Origin of the sequence: Shewanella abyssi (assembly GCF_023284025.1) — a bacterium.
In the GTDB taxonomy this organism is placed as follows: Bacteria; Pseudomonadota; Gammaproteobacteria; order Enterobacterales; family Shewanellaceae; genus Shewanella; species Shewanella abyssi.
Genome location: NZ_JAKIKR010000054.1, coordinates 1 through 20,695 on the forward strand (window position 1 = coordinate 1; position 20,695 = coordinate 20,695).

The 20,695-nt window shown below is 43.5% G+C and carries 17 protein-coding genes and 1 riboswitch; of the genes, 9 read left to right on the top strand and 8 right to left on the bottom strand.

The annotated features are described in order from the left end of the window. Window positions 1-871 precede the first annotated feature (871 nt). Window positions 872-1,723 carry a hypothetical protein gene (locus L2755_RS18285; protein WP_248982119.1) on the top strand — a complete coding sequence of 284 codons (852 nt, stop codon included), beginning with the start codon at window positions 872-874 and terminating at the stop codon, window positions 1,721-1,723. Window positions 1,724-1,881: 158 nt separating this feature from the next. On the opposite strand, the gene L2755_RS18290 is transcribed toward L2755_RS18285, so the two are convergent. The 3 genes from L2755_RS18290 to L2755_RS18300 all read right to left on the bottom strand — a co-directional run bounded on the left by L2755_RS18290 (window position 1,882) and on the right by L2755_RS18300 (window position 6,864). Further along, entirely contained in the window at window positions 1,882-3,480 is a 1,599-nt protein-coding gene (locus L2755_RS18290) for an AMP-binding protein (protein WP_248982120.1), read from the bottom strand. A gap of 319 nt (window positions 3,481-3,799) precedes the next feature. Then, window positions 3,800-5,233 (bottom strand): cytochrome c oxidase accessory protein CcoG, encoded by a 1,434-nt coding sequence (ccoG, locus tag L2755_RS18295; RefSeq protein ID WP_248982121.1) that lies wholly within the window; start codon window positions 5,231-5,233, stop codon window positions 3,800-3,802. 167 nt (window positions 5,234-5,400) lie between these two features. Next, window positions 5,401-6,864 carry a sigma-54 interaction domain-containing protein gene (locus tag L2755_RS18300; protein WP_248982122.1) on the bottom strand — a complete coding sequence of 488 codons (1,464 nt, stop codon included), beginning with the start codon at window positions 6,862-6,864 and terminating at the stop codon, window positions 5,401-5,403. A gap of 213 nt (window positions 6,865-7,077) precedes the next feature. On the opposite strand from L2755_RS18300, the gene L2755_RS18305 reads away from it, so the two are divergent. Then, window positions 7,078-7,449, top strand: coding sequence for a YacL family protein (locus L2755_RS18305; RefSeq protein ID WP_248982123.1), 372 nt, complete (start codon window positions 7,078-7,080; stop codon window positions 7,447-7,449). 139 nt (window positions 7,450-7,588) lie between these two features. On the opposite strand, the gene L2755_RS18310 is transcribed toward L2755_RS18305, so the two are convergent. Both L2755_RS18310 and narQ read right to left on the bottom strand, forming a co-directional pair. Continuing rightward, window positions 7,589-8,218, bottom strand: coding sequence for a response regulator (locus L2755_RS18310; RefSeq protein WP_248982124.1), 630 nt, complete (start codon window positions 8,216-8,218; stop codon window positions 7,589-7,591). An 86-nt stretch (window positions 8,219-8,304) separates the two neighbouring features. Further along, window positions 8,305-10,008: a nitrate/nitrite two-component system sensor histidine kinase NarQ gene (narQ, locus tag L2755_RS18315; RefSeq protein ID WP_248982125.1), complete on the bottom strand. Its 1,704-nt coding sequence runs from the start codon at window positions 10,006-10,008 to the stop codon at window positions 8,305-8,307. Between the two features lie 240 nt (window positions 10,009-10,248). Here narQ and nrfA point away from each other — a divergent pair, with 240 nt between their 5' ends. Continuing rightward, the gene (gene nrfA / locus L2755_RS18320; protein ID WP_248982126.1) at window positions 10,249-11,652 is read left to right on the top strand and encodes an ammonia-forming nitrite reductase cytochrome c552 subunit; all 1,404 of its coding nucleotides are present in this window, start codon (window positions 10,249-10,251) and stop codon (window positions 11,650-11,652) included. 110 nt (window positions 11,653-11,762) lie between these two features. Here the strand turns inward: nrfA and L2755_RS18325 are convergent, their stop codons facing one another. Beyond that, window positions 11,763-12,305, bottom strand: a complete 543-nt coding sequence (locus L2755_RS18325) for an isochorismatase family protein (protein WP_248982127.1) — start codon at window positions 12,303-12,305, stop codon at window positions 11,763-11,765. 267 nt (window positions 12,306-12,572) lie between these two features. On the opposite strand from L2755_RS18325, the gene L2755_RS18330 reads away from it, so the two are divergent. From L2755_RS18330 to aroG, 5 genes are all read left to right on the top strand, one after another. After that, window positions 12,573-12,911, top strand: a complete 339-nt coding sequence (locus tag L2755_RS18330; RefSeq protein ID WP_202286220.1) for a P-II family nitrogen regulator — start codon at window positions 12,573-12,575, stop codon at window positions 12,909-12,911. Window positions 12,912-12,924: 13 nt separating this feature from the next. Beyond that, window positions 12,925-14,175 (top strand): ammonium transporter, encoded by a 1,251-nt coding sequence (locus L2755_RS18335; protein WP_248982128.1) that lies wholly within the window; start codon window positions 12,925-12,927, stop codon window positions 14,173-14,175. A gap of 152 nt (window positions 14,176-14,327) precedes the next feature. Next, window positions 14,328-14,645, top strand: a complete 318-nt coding sequence (locus tag L2755_RS18340) for a hypothetical protein (RefSeq protein WP_248982129.1) — start codon at window positions 14,328-14,330, stop codon at window positions 14,643-14,645. Between the two features lie 351 nt (window positions 14,646-14,996). After that, on the top strand, window positions 14,997-15,929 hold the full coding sequence (locus tag L2755_RS18345) for a tetratricopeptide repeat protein (RefSeq protein ID WP_346348106.1): 933 nt from the start codon (window positions 14,997-14,999) through the stop codon (window positions 15,927-15,929). Window positions 15,930-16,362: 433 nt separating this feature from the next. After that, window positions 16,363-17,412, top strand: a complete 1,050-nt coding sequence (aroG, locus tag L2755_RS18350; RefSeq protein ID WP_248982131.1) for a 3-deoxy-7-phosphoheptulonate synthase AroG — start codon at window positions 16,363-16,365, stop codon at window positions 17,410-17,412. 247 nt (window positions 17,413-17,659) lie between these two features. Here aroG and L2755_RS18355 read toward each other — a convergent pair whose 3' ends face one another. Next, entirely contained in the window at window positions 17,660-18,856 is a 1,197-nt protein-coding gene (locus L2755_RS18355) for a M56 family metallopeptidase (RefSeq protein ID WP_248982132.1), read from the bottom strand. Further along, a complete protein-coding gene (locus L2755_RS18360; protein WP_248982133.1) occupies window positions 18,853-19,230 on the bottom strand; it encodes a BlaI/MecI/CopY family transcriptional regulator in 378 nt (125 codons plus the stop codon). The genes L2755_RS18355 and L2755_RS18360 overlap by 4 nt, the downstream gene beginning before the upstream one ends. 242 nt (window positions 19,231-19,472) lie before the next feature. On the opposite strand from L2755_RS18360, the gene L2755_RS18365 reads away from it, so the two are divergent. Next, complete coding sequence (locus tag L2755_RS18365; protein WP_248982134.1) at window positions 19,473-20,120, top strand: hypothetical protein; 648 nt, start codon at window positions 19,473-19,475, stop codon at window positions 20,118-20,120. A gap of 319 nt (window positions 20,121-20,439) precedes the next feature. After that, window positions 20,440-20,638: riboswitch (cobalamin riboswitch) on the top strand. Window positions 20,639-20,695: the final 57 nt, after the last annotated feature.

A 20,695-nucleotide genomic window follows, 5' to 3' on the forward strand; every position in this document is an offset into this window, starting at 1 on the left:
GAACCCTCAGCGCCCCGGCGAAATTTAAAAAGCAAAATTTCCAACGGGGAAGATGGTATTTTCAATTATTTCGTTGTTTATCGATAAACTCTGATGTGACCCCGTAAAATGTAAAACACAAGTGCTGAGAGTGTGCGCTTTTCAAACCCAGTGTAGATGCAGCTGAGGCCGTCGAAAACAGGGCCAATTCTGTTCCATACAGAATTTGGCATTTCCTCCGTCCTTGGAGGTCAGATGTTTTCGTTGAGCCCACAGGGACCCTTTCTTTTATAAAGAGTTGCAGCGAGCCTCAGCAGTGTCTGCACATACGCCTGCCGCAGGCAATTGGAACCACTGAAGGCAAAGTACCAAGCTTCGCTTGAGCTATTAATAACAGCCAACGTCGTGGTGCTTCGCCCACACCCGACCAAAAAGGGGAAAGCGATTGCCCCCCTTTTGCTTAACTATTACAAAAGAAGTCCCTCAGCGCCCCGGCGAAGTTTCTGAAAAGCGAAAATTCCAACGGGGAAGATGGTATTTTCAATTATTTTGTCGTTTATTGATGGACTCAGCATCTTAAAATTAAAAACTAAAATGCCGGATGATTACGCTTTTCAAACCCAGTGTAGATACAGCTGAGGCCGTCGGAAACAGGGATGTTTTCGTTGAGCTTACATGGACGTACTTGCGGCGAGTCTCAGCAGTGTCTGCGCATACGCCTGCCGCAGGCAATTGGAACCAAATATGAATCAGGTTGCACTATCAAATTTAAAAATAGTAGATCTACAACAAACACTTACAAGTGGTAACTTGATGGAAGTATTCATGAAATAAAGAGCGTTATGATATTGCTAGTGAATATGGCTGTTAGCCATTTACGTATTGGAGTTATATGGACGAAAGTACACTTAATAAGATAGCAGAGCTAATTTGTGGGAATGGTACAGACCATCCAGAGTATCGTTCTAGCTCTCAACTTACAGCATTTTTTGAAAGAGCGGGTGTAACACAATTCGTGCATGATGGTTCTACTCGCCAGTGGTGGGTATTTGAAAAGTTGAAGGAATGTAATAGAGATCAATTAGCCCTAGTATTAAAAAGGCTTGTTTCACCGAAAGAATATAGTGGTGATCGTGAAAAAATTAAAAATGCTCTTACAACCTTGAATGAAATCGTTTACGTCGAAGGTTTTAAAATTAAGTTAGAAGGTATGACTCCACAGTTTGAGAAAACAAGTGCCGACTTTTCATTTAATGAAAGTCAGCAAACAGAGCTAACTCCATTGGAGGCGCCTGATTTCTTGGTTCTCGGTCTAGAGCCCGGTATTGGTGAAATACTCAAAAGTCGATGGGAAGAGGCACAGAGATGTGTTGATTCAGGAGCTCATTTGGCTGCAATTATCATTATGGGAAGCTTGCTAGAGGGGTTGTTGCTCGGCGTATGTCAGAAGAACCCCGCAATTGCAAATCAATGCCCGTCAGCCCCAAAAGATAATAAATCAGGAAAAGTGAAAAATTTCTCTAATTGGAAATTAGCTGAAATGATAGATGTTGCGCACCACGTCGGCTGGATAGGAATAGATGTAAAAAAATTCTCACATGCACTCAGAGAATTTAGAAACCTTATCCATCCATATGAACAGATGGTTACTCGCAGTCATCCGGATGAAGATACTTGTAATATTTCTTGGTTAGTAGTTCAAGCAACTGTAAACGATTTGGCTCGCTCGATAAAAAAAGGCTAATAAGAACTTCAAACATAATAAAAGATAGTTAGTTTTGTTTCTGGCCTCACCATTAGGCTATGTTGCTAATATCAACTTAACACTAGACTAATAAATACCAAACAAAAAGGGAGCCATTGGCTCCCTTTATAGTGTTCAGACCAAACCCAAACTTAGAATCACTTACGCAATTCTCTGCGTAATATCTTACCTACTGTAGACTTTGGCAGTGCGTCGACAAAGGTAATCACTCTTGGGATCTTATAGGCGGCTAATTGCTCGCGGCAGTAGCTGTCGATTGCAGCTTTAGCTTGCTCATGATCTGCGTGGATATCGTTTAATACGATAACCGCTTTTACTGCTTCTCCGCTACGTTCATCATCAATGCCAATCACGGCGCTCTCTAGCACAGCTTCGTGGCTTGCAAGTACATCTTCGACTTCGTTGGGGTAGACGTTAAAGCCGGAGACGATAATCATGTCTTTTTTACGATCAACAATCTTGTGAAAACCATCATCAGTCGCGATGGCGATGTCACCGGTTTTAAAGTAGCCCTCGCTGGTCATCACCTTGTGGGTTTCTTCGGCGTTGTTCCAATACCCCAGCATCACTTGTGGGCCAAATACGGCAAGTTCACCGGTTTCACCGTTGGCGACTTCATTGTCATCCATATCGAGAATTTTCACCTGAGTGCCGAGTACGGGCTTACCTATGGTGCCAAGCTGTTCCAGCCCAGGTGCATTGAGCGATACCACAGGAGATGTTTCTGATAAACCATAGCCTTCAGAGATGGTGCAACCAGTGGTTTGCTGCCAAACCGTGGCCGCCGCCTGAGTCAAAGCGGTGCCTCCTGAAATGGTCACTTTTAGGTGGCTAAAGTCCAATGCCTTGAATTCGGGCTGGTGACACAGGCCAACAAACAGGGTATTGAGCCCTGCAAAGCCAGTAAAGGGGTATTGCGCTAAGGCTGAGATTAGTCCTGAAATATCGCGTGGGTTCGGAATAAGTACTGAGCAACCACCGCGCTCGTAATAAAGCACTAAGTTCACCATAAAGGCATAGATATGGTAAACAGGCAGCGGCGCGACAAATATCTCTTCTCCTTCAACCAGACGACTACCAATGCGTGATTTTATCTGCATGGCATTGGCAAGTAAATTGCCATGGGTCAGCATCGCCCCTTTCGATAATCCGGTGGTGCCGCCAGTATATTGCAGTGCGGCTATCTGCCCTGATACGCTAATCACTGGTGCATAGGTAAGCTGCTGGCCCGCTGTTAAAACATCACAGAATGGGATAGTGGCAAATGGCACTTCTGGCTGCGGTTGCGGTGCAATTAGATCCATGGCATGGGTTGAGATAACGGTTTCAATGTCGGTACTGGCAACCACTTCGGTTAATGTAGGCAGCAGGTCTGACAGCACCACTAAGGCTTTTGCGCCTGAGTCATTGAACTGGTGAATGAGCTCTCGCTGGGTATACAAAGGGTTGGTGTTAACTAATACCATGCCTGCTTTAATAGCGCCATAAGCGGCAATCACGAACTGAGTAATGTTGGGCAGTTGAATGGCTATTCTATCGCCCTGTACCAAGTTGGTCTCTTGCTGCAAGTAGGCGGCGAACTGGCGAGAGTAACGATTGATCTCGTTGAATGTGGTCTCTTTTCCTAAACAGGAATAAGCGGCTTTATCACCGTATCTGGCACTCGCAAGGTCAATCAGATCATTGAGTGAGCCGTAGCGGGAGAGATCGAGTGTTGAGTCTGAATCATATGCCATGGAGATACCTTAGTTAGCCAGTTTTGATTGTTATTATGGTTGATTTTGAAATCAAACAGGCGTTTAGATTAGTGCGATTATCACCTTAAGGTCAATGGCCAATGATGAAATAAATTGTTTCATCGCAGCAGAATGGATGAATTGCTATCGGCTTGTAACAATTAGATTTTTTACTCTATTTTGCTATGGCGATATTAACCACTTGGTATAACAGACAAAGCAGAGTTTGCTTTGCCTGTTAACTCAAGCTTGATTGATGATAGCTCCCAGCCATTTCTCGACATGCTCAATCATGCACCTTCAGTCAGGATGGCTATCGTTAGAGTGGACTAAAGAAATTCGATTGCTGGGTCACATGGTTGTTATTGTGCTGCTCCGAGACTGTGAACGTTATCGCGCTGGGGTTGCTCTCAAGTGCTTTGAGATCGGCTAAAACGGTCACCGGGTAATCCAGTTGTTCGCCTGCATTAATCAACAAACGGCTGTTTCCTGCGAGTCGATAGCTAGTATTACCGGAGACATATATTTGATAGTGACGCGCTTGCTGAGTCTTGTTGCGAATTTTCAACGTGAAGCTATTTTCAACTTCATCAGTTAAGGTTTCACGGTACAGCGTTTGTCTATCACGAATGATGTTTAGCTCAATGGCTGTGCGATTACTGATATTAATGCCAATGACGCTGAGCATGATCAAGGCGGCAATCCCGTAGCCAAGGAATTTGTATGACTCATAAAAAGGCACGGCTTTGTCGACTAAGCCATTCTCACTGGTATAGCTAATGAGGTTGGTTTTATAACCGAATTTTTCCATGGTTTGATTACAGGCATCGACGCACGCTCCGCAGTTGATGCACTCATATTGCAGACCGTTACGAATGTCGATACCGGTTGGGCAAACATCCACACAAAGATTACAGTCTACGCAATCGCCTAAGTCGGTTGCTTGCTTACGTTTACGAGGGCCACGACTTTCGCCACGAGTGGCGTCATAGGTCACTGTCTTAGTATTTGCGTCAAACATCACTGACTGAAAGCGGGAATAAGGGCAGCAATGTAAACACATCTGCTCACGCATCCAACCCGCATTTAGGTAAGTACAGATGGCAAAGAACCACACCCAGGTGGCGACCCAAAAGCTGGCGTCAAAACTTAGAATGTCGACATACAGCTCTCTGGCTGGAATAAAGTAGGCGATAAAACCACAACCGGTGAGAAGGGCGATTACGCCCCATGCCAGATGTTTACTGGTGCGTTTGCTGAACTTCTTAAAACTCATTGGTGCTTTATCTAAAGCAAAGCGTTTGTTGCGACTGCCCTCAATACGCTCCTCTATCCAAACAAACATAAAAGTCCATGCAGTTTGTGGGCACAGATAGCCGCACCAGACTCTGCCCCAAAATACCGTGGCAAAAAACAGCAGGAACGCAGCGGCGATAAGCACCCATGCCAGAATAGTGAAATCTTGCGGCCACAGTGTGGTACCAAAAAATATGAATTGTTGCTCGCTAATGTTAAACAGAATCGCTTGTCGGCCTTGATAGGAGATAAACGGTAGTAGAAAAAATAGCGCCACCAATAAACTATTCATCCCCGTTCGAATGCGCTGGAAATAGCCTTTCTGCTGTCGCATATGGATCTTATCGCTGGGAAGACTGTCGACCTGCAGTGTGGGGATTAGTTTAATCGGAATGCGATTATTCTGTCGTTGGCTATTGGGATTTTTTATGGCACTGATATTGTTGTTATTTAACATTGGCTTCTCTATAGGCACTGACATTGTTCACTCAGTGGCTATATAGCAAGCTCTAGGCCATGTTTTAAGTTGTTGATTAATAGTGTTATTGCTTTTGATTAGGTCTCTTTTTGCCACGACATATCGCTAATTTGCTGTATGTCGTGCTCTTTGGCTCTGGAGCTTGGTTACACTGGTCGAGAAATGGCCAACTTACTCATACGCGAACGTAGGGTGCTTGGCGGCATGCCAAGGATGGCTGCAGCTCCACTTGGCCCAGAGATCCGCCACTGGCTTTGTTTTAATATTTTTAGAATATGCGCTGTTTCAATCTCAGCCAGTGTTTGTTTAGTATTGGTGGCTGCGGCATTAGGTGTTTTAGCTTGAGGCTCCGCTGCGAGTTGATCAAATTCGAGCACCGCTCCTGTTGATAAAATCATCTCTCGTTCAAGTATGTTTTGCAGTTCACGCACATTACCTGGCCAGTTATGTTTAGCTAAGTTTTGCATGCCACGTTGGCTAACCTTACTGATTTTTTTACCCAGCTTTTTATTAAGCTCTTGCATAAGATGGCTGACAAGTTCTGGAATATCGGACAGGCGGTTACGCAGTGGCGGCACCACAATAGGGAAAACATTAAGACGATAATATAGATCCATTCTGAACAGACCTTGCTCGACCCGCTTGAGTAGATCGTGGTGGGTTGCTGTGATGAGCCTGATATCGACTTTAATGGTTTGGCTACTGCCCACTCGCTCAAACTCTTGCTCTTGAATCACTCGCAGTAGTTTTGATTGCGCTTCTAGACTCAGCTCGGCCACTTCATCGAGAAACAGAGTGCCATTATTGGCCAGTTCAAAACGGCCTTTACGGCGGCTTGTGGCCCCAGTGTAGGCGCCTTTTTCATGACCAAACAACTCACTTTCAAGCAATGCTGTTGAAAATGCAGCACAATTGACACTCACTAGAGGCTTGTCTGCCCGGTTGCTTAAGCGGTGCAGATTACGCGCAACAAGCTCTTTACCTGTGCCATTCTCACCACTAATTAATACCGTACTCTCGGTATTAGCCACTAGCTTAATTTGCTGGATCAGTTGGTTAATGGGTTGGCTGCTGCCTGATATGCCCACATCTCCAGTACGGTCGGCCAGCTCTAACTGCAAATATTGATTCTCGAAGGAAAGCTTTTCAGACAAGGCTTGAACTTGCTCTAACGCTTGACGGAGTGACTGCTCCGTTTGCTTTTGAATACTGATGTCACGAAATATCGCGACTACGCCCATAAGCACCCCATCTTTATACACCGGGGTTGAGGTGTAATGTACCGGAAAACTAGAACCATCTTTACGCCAAAATACTTCATGGGTTATCTCTCTGGCGGCACCATCTTTAAGGGTGTTGTAAATAGGGCAATCTTCTTTGGGGTAACGGCTACCATCGCTATGGCTATGGTGGTGGCAGTCATGAATGTTTTTGCCTAGTAACTCCTGAGCTTGCCACCCCGTCATCTTCTCGGCCGCCGGATTGATGAAAACTGCATTGCCGTCGAGATCAAAGCCATAAATGCCTTCGCTGACGGCATTGAGGATCAGTTGGTTCTCGGGCAGAAAGTCTGCATGAGTGGTGGTTTTTTTCAGATTGATAGCAGCCATGGGTGTTTCCGTCGCGAAATGAAGTGATAAATGCTGAATAAGTATACGTTAAACAGTAATGTCACGATATAGCGTGATTGTGCCTGTGTATCAAACCGTCATTAATTGTTAATTGGATATCCAATCAATAGTATTTAAACAGAATAGGGCAAGTCGACGTTTATTAAGTTAAAATGAGGTTAGTTGAAGTCTTATTAAATTTTGAGCCAGATTATGGAATATGATTTTTTGCGCAATACAATGACCGGTACTGCATTTGCACGGTTTAGTATGGATCATGAAGCGCTAGGTTTTTGGTTGTCGGAAGAGCTGGGTGATAACTCGGCAAAGCACGTAGAGATCTGTCAGCAGATTGAAAAGCTGCAAGCCAGCCAATTAAGTGAGTGGCGCTTAATTGGCACTGCATTGTCGATTCAGCTTGATCGTGAACAGGTTAGAGTGTTTGCCAATGATATCGAAGGTGATGACGATGAGGTTGAACTGGATGAATCTATGTCACTCTATAATGGTGAGTCTGAAGCTTTTTGTGGCTTAGAGGATTTTTATGCCGTGTTGGTTAACTGGCGTAAATTTTTAGACGAGTAGCGGTTCCGTTGGCAAGCAGCCAGCATAGCAGCATAATCGTACTAACCTAAAAAAGGCAGCTCAAAGCTGCCTTTTTTGTTGTCTTACTAAAGTAAATCAAAGCGCTAATACGTTTAACTTAAATCGACTAGCTTAAGTGTTACTGGTTAAGATATCTCACGGCCATCTCTGTACGTGATTTAGCATTCGCTTTACGAAGTAGGTTCTTTACATGCACCTTAACGGTACCTTCGCTAATATGTAACTGTTCAGCGACCACTCGGTTACTTTGCCCTTCAGCAAGGTGCTGCAGTATCTCGAGTTCCCTGGGAGTTAGGTTTTCAATCCAGTCTTGCTCATTGACCGAGCTATTTAACTCTGACAAATACTCTTTAACGTTTTCGCTAATAATACGATGCCCTAGCATGGCATTTTTGAGCATCTCGAGCAGTAGATCTGGCTCTGTATCTTTAAGCAGGTAACCATCAGCACCGGCGCGAACCAGTCGAATCACGTCTTGCTTAGCATCGGATACGGTCAAAATAACGATACGTGATGTGACACCCTCTTGCCGTAAGGCGTTGAGAGTATCTAGACCCGTCATCCCTTTCATGTTGAGATCAAGCAACACGATATCGGGTTCATTTTCTGCAATGGCAGAAAGCGCGTCTAGTCCACTGCCTGCTTCACCAAATAGCGTGAAGTCAGAGTCTGAAGTAATAAGCTGACAGATCCCACGACGAAGTAGTGGATGATCGTCAATAACGAGCACTGAATAAGGCTTACCCATTTAGATGCCTCCTGCTGAGGTTAATTCGTAATTCGAAAAACATGTCAATTGTGCCCGTTTAGTGCCTGTTTTATTTAACAATAAACTTATACAGGTTCCTGCTGAGGTGGGAAGGTCAATGTCACTGTAGCACCACCTTCCTCATTAGAGGTAAATTCTACCACACCTGATAGGCGACTTGCGCGTTCATGCATTATCCCTAAGCCAAAATGTTGATCTCGCTCTTTGAGCTTTTCTATTCCAACGCCATCGTCACTAATACTAATAATAACCTTAGCATCCGATATTTTCTGACAGCTGATATGAATATGTTGCGCGCTAGCATGTTTAATGGCGTTGAGTGTTGCCTCACGAGTGAGCTGCAAAATATGAATATGTTGATGAGCCCCTAGCAGTTGCACTGGCAGTTTATAATCGAGTGTGATGTCTGCATCACTTTGACTGCGTAACTGCTCCACCATGGCTTCTATGGCATGACCCAAGTTGGGATCTTTAATGGTTAACCTGAAGGTGGATAACAATTCTCGGAGCTGGGCATAGGCGGTATTGACCCCTTCATTTATCTCTTGTAACTGCTCTGCCGCCCGTGGGCTTTTCGATGTTCTATCCAGTTCTTTTGAGAGTAAGTTGACTTGGATTTTTAAAAATGACAGTAATTGCCCCAAAGAGTCATGTAATTCGCGCGCGATAACACCGCGCTCTTCCATTAGTGCGAGTTGTTGTCGTTGTTCACCGGCATTGTGGATCACCATAGAGCGGGCCAACATAATGGCAAAGTTACTATAAAGTGCTGTTGAGAAAGGGTGCTCGGAGATGACTTCTAAATAACCTAGATTGTTTTGCTCAAATAACAGGGCAAATTTCTGTGAGGCTTTAACGTTATGGGGCCACTCCCCTTGTGCGTCTATGATGTATTGGACCTGTTCGTCCTCTACTACGACTAATCTCAAGCTGATGTTGGGTTCATGGGTTTGCAGTTGGTTTATGGCATCAGTCAGCGTATTAATGTCTAATTTACTTGAGTGCAGCATCACTACATTGTCATAGAGTAATTTAAGCTCATTGTTGGCACGGGTTAATGCAATGGTCTTTTCTTGTACTTGAGATTCTAGTCCTTGATAGACACTCGCCAATTTTTTTACTGTGCTGTCGAGCGCACTGCTCAATGCACTCAATTCAATATACTCTGTTTTAGGCATTACTACATTAAAATCGCCTTGTGAAATTGTATCCGCAGCCTGCATTAATTGTTGCAAAGGCTTAACAACTTTTCGTTTTGCGATTCTTACGGTGACAAAGGCAACCAGCAGCATGATGCCTAAACCGATTATTTGGCTTAGCGCAAGTAGCTTAAGTTTAAAGGCGGCATGTTGCTCAGTTTCTAATACAAAAAGATCAATGGTATCGACGAAGTCTTTTAACGCCGCGGCATACAGCCGGGAGTTCTCCGATTCAATGTAATAACGCATCACTTGCCACTTATCGATGACGGTTAAGTACTTGTCTTTCATGTCTTGTGGGGTGTACCAGGTGAGTGATGCTTTAAGTGCTTGAGAATTTAATGTATTTTCAAACTCTGCAATTTTGTCAGCCGCCGATTCACTACCAGAATTAGCATAAAACATCAGTCGATAGCTTTGCATTCTCAGCGAGCCTGAAGCATTAATTGCCCTAGCATCGCCTAAGCTGTAGGACAAATTAACGATGGCAAAAATGGCCAGTCCGCTGGACAGTAATATCAGCGTTAGCATGAATCCCCATATCGCTGACGTGAGTCTGCCTTTTTTCATTCAAAATCTCTCATTTATTGGCTTTATGTGCTATTTGTTTATAGCCGTTCTACATTAGCGACTACTTGATTGCGTTGCTAAAAACATAAAAGTGTGAGCAACAACACGTTTACAAGTTGATCTACCGCAAGTTTTAAGTAGGATACCCCTAATGGGGTATGTTTATGTTTGCTGCAAGAGACTAACTTCGACCTTGGAATAGGTGGGACTATAAAGATTATAAAGTAAAATGGAGATGAGATGGTGATAACATTAACTAAAAAGGCCTTTGCAATTAGTGCAATGGTTGCAGCTAGCTTACTTGCTGGCAGCGCATTCGCAAGTGATGAAACTGAACCTCGTAACGAAATTTATAAAGATAAATTTTCTAAGCAGTACGATAGCTGGCATGAAACTTCAGAGAGTAAAGAAGTTGTTGATATGCTTGAGCAAGTTCCAAGCTTAGTTGTGCTTTGGGCGGGTTATGGTTTTGCGAAAGACTATAACGCTCCACGTGGTCACATGTATGCTATTACTGACGTAACTAACACGCTACGTACCGGCGGTCCAAAATCTGCTGAAGACGGTCCAATGCCAATGGCATGTTGGTCTTGTAAGAGCCCTGATGTACCGCGCATGATAGAAGAGCAAGGTGAAGACGGTTACTTTGCTGGTAAGTGGGCTAAAGGCGGTCCAGAAATCGTCAACGTTCTTGGTTGCGGTGATTGTCACGAAAAAGGTAAGTCTAAGCTACGTATCTCTCGTCCATTCGGCGAGCGCGCGATGGCAACACTAGGCACACCATTTGATAAAGCGTCTAAGAAAGACAAGCAATCAATGGTTTGTGGTCAGTGTCACGTCGAGTACTACTTCGAGAAGACTAAAGACAAGAAAGGCTTTGTTAAATTCCCTTGGGATAACGGTACCACAGTTGAACAGATGGAAGTCTACTATGACAACATCGAGTTCTCTGACTGGACTCACGCTGTTTCTAAGACGCCAATGCTTAAAGCACAGCACCCTGGTTATGAAACTTGGCAGCTAGGTGTTCACGGTAAGAACAACGTAAGTTGTACTGACTGTCACATGCCTAAAGTTAAGAATGCTAAAGGTCGTAAGTATACAGACCATAAAGTGGGTAACCCATTCGATCGCTTTGAAGAAACTTGTGCCACTTGTCACGAGCAAAGCAAAGAGTTCATGGTTAACCTAACTGAAGAGCGTAAAGTTAAAGTTGCTGACCTTAAAGCACGTGCTGAAGCTCAGCTAGTTAAAGCTCACTTCGAAGCAAAAGCTGCTTGGGATGCGGGTGCAACTGCAACTGAAATGAAGCCTATCCTTATGGATATCCGTCATGGACAATGGCGTTGGGATTATGCAACTGCATCACACGGTGTTGCTGCTCACGCTGCTGACGAAGCACTTCGTGTACTTGGTACTGCGGTAGACAAAGCTGCTGATGCTCGCATCAAGCTAGCTCAACTACTTGCTGCTAAAGGTGTTAAGCAACCAATTGCTTACCCAGACACTTCTACCAAAGCTAAAGCTCAAGCGGCTCTAGGTATGGATATGAAGAAGATGAATGCTGATAAAGCTGAATTCAAGAAAACTTTAGTACCACAGTGGGAAGCTGAAGCTGAAAAGCGCGAAGCAACTTACAAGTAACGACTAATGTGTTGCTAGGTTTTGTTACCTAGCTATCTATAATAAAGCCCTCATGAATGAGGGCTTTTTATTGGCAGGGATAAAGTAAAACTGAATCACTAATCGCTGGCTTACTTAATCAACGTAAGTAATGCCTTGAACCTTTCGCCAATGGCTTCATGTTGCAGTTCAAACAGTAGTGACTCTACATTGGTTTGTAACGCCCCATGCGCTTGCATCATCTCGATTCCAAGTTTCTTATTGTCAGGATCTCGCGAAGACATGGCATCTACCACTAAGTGGGTCGGATAAGCATTATCCAATAGGTCCATACAAGTTTGGTACACACAAACATGGGTTTCTATGCCCGCAACCAGTATATTTTTCTGCCCCATTGCTGACAGTTTTGCTCTGAATCTTGGACATTGCCAGCCACTAAAATGTTGTTTTGCAATCGGCTCTGTGGTTTTTATCAGCTCGGCGGCCAATACGTCGGTGGTGGCACCTAATTTATCGGGCAGCTGTTCGAGCCATAGGATCGGAATGTCGAATAACTGAATGCCTTTAATTAGCGTTGCCAGTTTGTGGTGTAACTCTTCACTCTGGTGCATAACACGTGCTAGTTGTCCTTGGACGTCGACAACAACCAATACGCAATCTTCTGGTTTCAACATTGGGTCTTTCCTATTTTGTGCAAAAGGATGCGAGACCGTTAGTACACCCTAAATATCGATTTTCTCCAATAGGCAGTTGGTCTAACGTTGCTTATTAACTGCTTTATCTATGTGCAATCGCTGCATAATCGCACTAATTTGGTGCGTTTATATTCAAAATGTAACAAGCTTAATATGTTATCTATTTGTTTTTAAAGGACTTGCAAATATGGCCTAATGCTTGAATTGTCTTTAGTAGAATTAAAAATAGTCTTCAGGGAGTTAGCCATGAAATTAGTCAGCGCCATTATCAAGCCGTTTAAGTTAGATGATGTAAGAGAAGCCATCGCCAATGTGGGCATTGAGGGGATGACCGTAACTGAAGTAAAAGGCTTTGGTCGACAAAAGGGACATACCGAACTATATCGAGGTGCTGAGTATCAGGTTGATTTTTTACCTAAGGTGAAGCTTGAAATTGCCACTAAAGCAGAAAATGTAGAGATGCTAGTTGAGGCGATAACGAATGCAGCTCGTACCGGCAAAATTGGTGACGGCAAGATCTTTGTTACCAATCTAGAACAAGCAACCAGAATAAGAACTGGCGAACTCGACAACGAAGCACTTTAAAGGGGATAGGACAATGGATGAATTAACCAAATTAGGATTAACGGTCACTGAGCTACGATTTGCCCTTGATACGTTTTATTTTCTTATCTCTGGTGCGCTAGTGATGTGGATGGCTGCGGGTTTTGCAATGTTAGAAGCGGGTCTTGTTCGCTCTAAAAACACCACTGAAATTTTAACTAAGAACGTCTGCTTATATTCAATTGCCTGTGTAATGTATTTAGTTGTTGGTTATAACATTATGTACGTTGATAACGCTGAAGGTGGATGGTTACCTTCGTTTGGCTCTTTGATTGGATCGCAAGCTGATGGCGCAGACCATGCGCTTGAGTCTGATTTTTTCTTCCAAGTGGTGTTTGTTGCAACAGCGATGTCGATTGTGTCTGGTGCGGTTGCTGAGCGCATGAAGCTATGGGCGTTTTTGGCATTTTCAGTGTTCATGACTGCTGTTATATACCCAGTTGAAGGTTACTGGACATGGGGCGGTGGCTTCTTGTCTGAAGCGGGGTTTGTTGATTTTGCCGGTAGCGGTATTGTGCATATGGCGGGCGCGGCAGCAGCCATTTCTGGCGTTTTATTGTTAGGCGCACGAAAGGGAAAGTACGGTGCCAACGGTCAAGTTAATCCCATTCCCGGTTCTAATTTACCTATGGCTACACTGGGTATGTTCATCTTGTGGATGGGTTGGTTTGGCTTTAATGGTGGCTCACAGCTGCTAGTGTCGGATGCTGAAAATGCTAGCGCAGTGGCAAAAATCTTTGTTAATACCAACTCAGCCGCCGCGTTTGGTGCAATTTCAGCACTGATTGTATGTCGGTTAGTTTGGGGCAAAGCTGATTTAACCATGATCTTAAATGGCGCCTTGGCAGGGCTGGTTGCGATTACCGCTGATCCCTTATCTCCCTCTTTCGCTATGGCCGGCGTCATTGGTATTGTGGCTGGCGGCGTGGTTATATTCTCTATTGTTGCGTTTGACCGAGTAAAAATTGATGATCCAGTCGGTGCTATCTCTGTCCATGGTGTGGCTGGGTTGCTGGGGTTAATGTTGGTTCCGCTGTCTAATGCCGACGCCTCTTTTGGCACTCAGCTTTATGGTGCTGCAGTGATATTCGGTTGGGTATTCTTGGCTTCTACTGTTGTGTGGCTTGGACTCAAAGTGACTATGGGGATCCGCGTTACAGAAGAGGAAGAGTATAATGGAATGGATGCATCAGATTGCGGCATTGATGCTTACCCTGAATTTGTCTCGGTGAAAAGTGCCAACTAATACTGTGATGGAATTGCAAGGGAGCAGGGCTTAGGTCCTGCTTTTTATTTGAGCGTTTCATTAATCTACAATGCATTTACTCTAGCTGGAATTGCTGCGGTTATCGGTATAGGATGGCTGGAGACTTGTGACTATAATGGGGTACTTATCTGGTGAGTAAAGTGATTAGCATTAGCCTATTGCTGTTGTTTACCTACTGCTTACCCGCAGTAGCTGGACAGGTTGTGGTGCGGAAATCTAGCGAACCGTTCGATGCTTTTGCTGTACGCGACCAGGTGCTTGCCGATCATGAGTGGCAAGAAATGCTCAGATTTCAGCAACAAATCCAAATCTTACAAGCATTGCCCGTGGGCTGCTTGCCTATTGCTACACCTTATCGTTATTTTACCTGTCGTGGCCAGTTCTATAGGCCTTATGAATATCAAAACAAACAGCTCTACATTGAGATCGATCAGCCACTGGCTAAGTAATAGAGGCAGAAGCTGCCTATGGTTGGTATACTTTTGATTTACTCTTTGTAACGTTTTTATCCAAGTCGATTCGTTTTTCTTACTATGCTTATAGGTATGATTTTTTGCGTTGAGAGCGTTATGAAATTCATTCCTTTAGTTCTATCATTTCCGCTACTATTCTTGCTTCAAGCTTGTAGCTCGACTAGTGGGCCAAGCCTTCAGTATGAGCTTGAAAGCTATTATCATGATGAGCATTTCAATATACCTAACGATTTACCCTCTGCGGAAAGCATATTTTCTCTAAGTGAAAATGACATAACTCGTGTTAGAAATGAGGCCAATAGAGCTAAGCTATCAAAATCGAGCACTATGATGCATCAATGGTTAGCTAACTATATTAATGCTCAAGAGGGTGGTTTTCGTTATGCGGATAACCTTACTCGCTCTGCCGGCGATACATTTGACGACCGCGAGGGTAACTGCTTGTCTCTGGTGTTACTCACAGCCGCTATCGCACAACAACTGGATGTGAGAGTTGAGTATCAAGAGATTGATATTCCGCCGGTTTGGGATCAGCAAGGCGGATTCTATTTGGTCAATGGCCATATTAATCTAAAACTACTTCCGCAAGAGAAAGGCCACATATTGAATGTTTCCGCCGGCGCTATTCAGATCGATTTCTTACCGGAACGAGCCATGCAAGGGTACGATAAACGCCGGGTTAGCCGATCTATGGTTACGTCGATGTTTTTTAATAATCTGGCCGCAGAAGCGCTGGTAAAGAGAGAGTATGACAAGGCCTACGGATTACTTAAGCTGAGCTTACAGCAAGATAACCAGTTTTTGCCTGCTATTAACACCTTAGCTGTGTTATATCGATACAAAGGATTAACAGAGGAAGCTGAAGCCTTGTATAAGCTCGCTTTAGCGATAAACCCAGAAGATATGAACGCGTTGTATAACTATGCGATTATTCTCGGCGAGCAAGATAGACTCGACGAGTGGGCTGGGGTGCATAAAGTCATGGAGCTTGCCCGTATTAGAAACCCTTATTATTACTATGGTATAGCGCAGCAAGCGTATTTTGATAGAGAATATCAGCTGGCTTTGAGATGGTACCGACGAGCGATCGAGAAAGCCGATTACCGCCATGAATTCTATTTCGGACTTTCAAGGACCTATTGGGCTACAGGTGACCAACGACGGGCTGAAATTAATATGAGAAAAGCATTATCGCTAGCAAACGATAGCAACAATAAACGCCGATACCAGTCAAAACTTCATGGGATGAAGAGCCACTAGTCACTCTCCTTCATTCAGCCCCTTCATTATCGATACGTCATTTACGGCTGGGATTTAGTCGGCTCAATTTGCCTACCTAAATACGCGGTGTCATTGTCGCAGAACGGCCAGCAAGCATATTTATTCTATAGCATTATCGATTCAATACAGCTAGAGCTGTACTGTCATTAGCTGAGTGTAGTGATGTTTGAGTGCATTATGCTGCCTTGAAAAGAATAATTTGATGTTTAACGGCAATGAATGGGCTACATATGAATGAAACTAATGTAAAAGGGTTTTGGTAAGTCTTTCTAAAACATATGCTTAAATTTATTTATTGTTATTTTTGATAACTTGATTGCAATGTGAAGAGATACTGGATAAATTGAACTCAGTATCGCAATTGAGAGTCCCATTTTTATTTTTCATACGCTAGACGGAGCGCAGTATTACCATGTATTACCAAAATGATGATGTTCGAATTAATAAGATTAAAGAGTTGTTACCTCCAATTGCTATCTTGGAGCGATTTCCGGCAACAGAGAACGCATCAGCGACCGTATTTAATGCGCGTGAAAGCATCCACAATATTTTAGCTAAAAAAGATGACCGCCTGTTAGTGGTCATTGGTCCTTGCTCTATTCATGATCCGATAGCCGCGGTTGAATACGGCAAGCGTCTTGTGGAGTTACGCAAGCAATACAAAGATCAGTTAGAGATTGTCATGCGAGTCTATTTTGAAAAGCCTCGTACCACCGTCGGCTGGAAAGGCTTAATCAACGATCCAAATATGGATAATAGTTTCAAGCTAAATGATGGCCTGCGCACAGCACGAAAGCTATTGCTGGATCTCAATGATATGGGCTTACCTGCAGCGGGTGAGTTTCTTGACATGATCACGCCGCAGTATGTGGCTGATCTAATGTGCTGGGGTGCAATTGGCGCCCGTACCACCGAATCACAGGTGCATAGAGAACTCGCTTCTGGTCTTTCTAGTCCGGTTGGTTTTAAAAATGGCACCGATGGCACCATTAAAGTGGCTATCGATGCGATTGGCGCAGCAAGTGCTCCGCATCACTTCTTATCGGTGACTAAATTTGGGCACTCTGCGATTGTTGAAACCAAGGGTAACCCTGATTGCCATATCATCCTACGTGGTGGTAAAGAGCCTAATTATAGTGCTGCACATGTGGCTGAGATTAATCAGCAGCTGGATAAAGCTGGCCTAGCTAAAAACATCATGATCGACTTTAGCCATGCTAACAGCCGCAAGCAATTTGCACTGCAGATGTCAGTCGCTGACGATGTGGCTGGGCAAATAAGCGCAGGTGAAACTTCAATATTTGGTGTAATGGTTGAGAGTAATTTGGTTGAAGGTCGTCAAGATCCAGTTGAAGGGCAATCGCTTTGTTATGGTCAGAGCGTCACCGATGCTTGTATTGGTTGGGATGATACAGAGAAAATGCTCAGCGTATTGAATCAGAGTGTTATTAACCGCCGCTAATTGCTAATTGCTTTAACTCTATTTGACTCGATGAAACCTAGTGCTGGCACTGGGTTTTTTTATGGGTGGATTTTAGTCAATGCAACAACGCATCGTTATCGTTGAAGTCTAAATATTAGTAACTAATGGATAGAAAGCTGTTTGTTTTAGTCACGACAAAAAGAGCGACATGGCTCTTTATTTGATAAACCCCATTAGCCGATAAGCCAATTGGTTTATGTAGTCGTCATTGACCCTAAGTCAGAGCTTATTTCGAAGTCACTTTGATCCGCTCAATATCACTCGTTGGTGCTTCGATAACAAAGTCTAGCTGCACCATTGCACCTTTAACGCCCATTTTTGATTCACTATAACGCCATTTTTTAAGGGCTTCGGTCGCTGATGCATCAAATACAGCAGTCGGTGATGATTTTATTACTTTAATATTGTTAACTGCGCCTTGGGAGCTGATATCAAACTGCATCACCACAAAACCATTTTGGTTAGCTTTCACTGCGGCAGCTGGATACGCAGGTTCTATTCTAATCACTGGGTGAATATCACTACCTTTATCATCACCAGCCAGTACCTGTTGATTGAGGAAAAGACTGCTTAAACCGAGTGTAATCGTCAGTCCCAATACTGCTAATCCACTTTGGCCTTTCTGTCGTGTTTTCATTTGCATTATACGCTCCTTGAGTATGTGTTTATTTCCATAGTGTGTGTGCAAAAGGCCGTGATTAGCTTGTTGTGAGTAAGCTAAAAGCATTTTGCTGTAAATTATTTTCTCTTCTGTATTGAGTGTCTCAGTAACCTCTGCATCACAGGCTAACTCTTGATCATCTCTAAAACGTCGGTAAGCCAACCAAAAGAGTGGGTTAAACCAGAAAATGGCTAATATCCCGTAGGCTAAAAGATTACAGGGCAGATCGCGTCGCTTGTGGTGATATTGCTCATGAGCAATAACCGAACGTTGTTTTAGTTGATTTAGAATGAGGAAGTCAGTGGGGAGCACTATTTTAGGGGCAATAATCCCAACTAACATAGGCGATTGCACTTTTGGGTGGCTATAGGTGGGCAAATACGAATCTAGCTGGTCCACTTTTTTGGCCGTTCGAAGTAACTTCTTCAGGTAAGTTCCCTGTAGAAATAACGTCAGACTCATAAGGATAAAACCAATCCCCCAAATAGTGATTAGCGTTTGGCTGTACCAAGTTGACTCGTTCTGGGCTATCGCTTTGCCCGCCTTGATGCTGTAATACGCTATCTGGTTTGATTGCACCGATATGAACTGACCTGGTAGGTAATTGATTAGTAAGGAGCTTAATAAAATCAGTGGTAACAGCATCCATAAGCTATAGGTTTTATGGGCACCTAAGTGCTTTTGCAAAGCACTATGTCCAAGTAGCAATATGCCGCAAACAAAGCTGAGCAACACTGTTTGTTGAAAGAGCCAGAGCATCATGAGTGATTCTCCTCTTGCCAGGTGTCGATCAGCTGTTGTAACTCCTCAATATCCTTAGCACTCAGTTTATTTTCACGGGCGAAACCCGCTACCAAAGGAGCGACTCGACCGGAAAACAACCGCTCAATAAAGGACTCACTCTCCTTTAGTTGATAGTCACTTTGATCAATTAAAGGCCGGTATAAGTACGAACGACCCTGTTTTTCGAATCCAATGGCTTGTTTTTTAACGAGTCGATTCAGCAGCGTTTTGATGGTCTTTTCATGCCAGTCATTACTTTGCGCCAATTGAGCGACCACTTCACTGGCACTCATTGGTGAATTTTGCCAAAGAATATTGAGCACACTGAGCTCTGCATTGCTTATCTCTTTCATGAACAGTCTCGATTACATTTGTAATTTCACTTAGGATTACAAATGTAATCGAAAGATGCAAGCTTAAATGTAAATAAATTGGTCGTGACTTACTTAATTGTAACGTTTGTAACCAGGGGCGTTGACTGTTGTGGCTTAGGGAGGGGATTTTTTGTTACTACAGTACATCTTTTATGTACCACTTTATGTTGAGTGACGATAGAATGCTGCAAATTAATACCCTAAACAAGGATTGTAACGGTATGAAAGTAAGTCAACTCTGTTATTGGATTTCCTATTCAGTACTTTTTTATTTCAGCTTTTGTCTGAATCTGTATGCATCTGACGATGTCGATATGACGATAGACAAAATATCTAAACGCTTGCCTATTTTTAGCCAAAAACTCAGCTTTTATCTCCCAAATGGTTGGAAGTTAGCTTTCTCACATTTAGAGGATGGTATGTTTACCGCTGAATTCCTACCTAAAAATGAAGAGTTACGCAATTGGGCTTCAATGGTGTGTATTCAAGGTTTTAAAGGTTTATCTGACAATATTGAGCCGGTGGACTTTCTCGATACGATGGCAGAGACTTATCGAGACAGCTGCCATGGTGAGGTGCTGTATCAACGTGTCGAAGACGAATTCATTAATGGTCATCAGACGGCAAGTGCGATTATGGGGTGTACTCGAATGCCCAATACTCATCTCACTGAGTTACCAGCTAATGTGTATAAAGAGTTAGCGCATTTAGGTGAGATAGGTCATTACACTGCGGTAAAAGGTGAAAAAGATCTGTACCTCATTCATAAGTCTATAAGGGGAAGGGAGTTTACTTCAACATCTGCACCGCTTGAAAAAACTAATTATCGTGAGTTTATGTCAGCGATAACGCCTTTCAAGCTAAATTAACGGGTTACGCTCAGTGGCATTTTTATAGCACTGGCACTGAGCGTCTGTTTTGGTTATCAGATCTTAATGTACAGAATGTATTTCCTCCCTTGCTGCATCTCTAGAGCAGTATGAAGAGCTCAGACTAAAGCATTAGCCGGTATTTATTGTTAGTCCGCTGCTTTTTCGTTATCCGCCCCATGCCACGATTCAATATTTGTCATCTAAGCTAGAACAAATCACTTTTTGATAAGTTAGACTTTTAACCGTATAGACGTCTATAATGCGCGGGCTTAGTAACAACCGATGTTATTACTGGGTACAAAAAATTAAAAATAACTAACTAGTCAGCTTTATTGGTGCCTTCACTTTCAGCTTAATTGTTGGGTAAGGATAATCGGGAAGTCAGTTAAATTCTGACACTGCCCCCGCAACGGTGAATGGTGAGAGACAGGCGTATTAAAGCTTGTGCTCGCATATCGAGAATCAAATCGGTATAGAACCTAAGTCCGGAGACCGGCCCGTAAAGTGATTTCGATGATTTCGGCGGGCAGATCTCGAAGTGCGATAATGTGCAAATATAGCGATGGAATTTT

What these genes read in the sequence shown, in the direction of transcription:
- L2755_RS18285 (WP_248982119.1), top strand. Translation starts at nt 872, where the DNA reads ATGGACGAAAGTACACTTAATAAGATAGCAGAGCTAATTTGTGGGAAT.
- L2755_RS18290 (WP_248982120.1), bottom strand. Translation starts at nt 3,480, where the DNA reads ATGGCATATGATTCAGACTCAACACTCGATCTCTCCCGCTACGGCTCA.
- ccoG (WP_248982121.1), bottom strand. Translation starts at nt 5,233, where the DNA reads ATGTTAAATAACAACAATATCAGTGCCATAAAAAATCCCAATAGCCAA.
- L2755_RS18300 (WP_248982122.1), bottom strand. Translation starts at nt 6,864, where the DNA reads ATGGCTGCTATCAATCTGAAAAAAACCACCACTCATGCAGACTTTCTG.
- L2755_RS18305 (WP_248982123.1), top strand. Translation starts at nt 7,078, where the DNA reads ATGGAATATGATTTTTTGCGCAATACAATGACCGGTACTGCATTTGCA.
- L2755_RS18310 (WP_248982124.1), bottom strand. Translation starts at nt 8,218, where the DNA reads ATGGGTAAGCCTTATTCAGTGCTCGTTATTGACGATCATCCACTACTT.
- narQ (WP_248982125.1), bottom strand. Translation starts at nt 10,008, where the DNA reads ATGAAAAAAGGCAGACTCACGTCAGCGATATGGGGATTCATGCTAACG.
- nrfA (WP_248982126.1), top strand. Translation starts at nt 10,249, where the DNA reads ATGGTGATAACATTAACTAAAAAGGCCTTTGCAATTAGTGCAATGGTT.
- L2755_RS18325 (WP_248982127.1), bottom strand. Translation starts at nt 12,305, where the DNA reads ATGTTGAAACCAGAAGATTGCGTATTGGTTGTTGTCGACGTCCAAGGA.
- L2755_RS18330 (WP_202286220.1), top strand. Translation starts at nt 12,573, where the DNA reads ATGAAATTAGTCAGCGCCATTATCAAGCCGTTTAAGTTAGATGATGTA.
- L2755_RS18335 (WP_248982128.1), top strand. Translation starts at nt 12,925, where the DNA reads ATGGATGAATTAACCAAATTAGGATTAACGGTCACTGAGCTACGATTT.
- L2755_RS18345 (WP_346348106.1), top strand. Translation starts at nt 14,997, where the DNA reads ATGATGCATCAATGGTTAGCTAACTATATTAATGCTCAAGAGGGTGGT.
- aroG (WP_248982131.1), top strand. Translation starts at nt 16,363, where the DNA reads ATGTATTACCAAAATGATGATGTTCGAATTAATAAGATTAAAGAGTTG.
- L2755_RS18355 (WP_248982132.1), bottom strand. Translation starts at nt 18,856, where the DNA reads ATGATGCTCTGGCTCTTTCAACAAACAGTGTTGCTCAGCTTTGTTTGC.
- L2755_RS18360 (WP_248982133.1), bottom strand. Translation starts at nt 19,230, where the DNA reads ATGAAAGAGATAAGCAATGCAGAGCTCAGTGTGCTCAATATTCTTTGG.
- L2755_RS18365 (WP_248982134.1), top strand. Translation starts at nt 19,473, where the DNA reads ATGAAAGTAAGTCAACTCTGTTATTGGATTTCCTATTCAGTACTTTTT.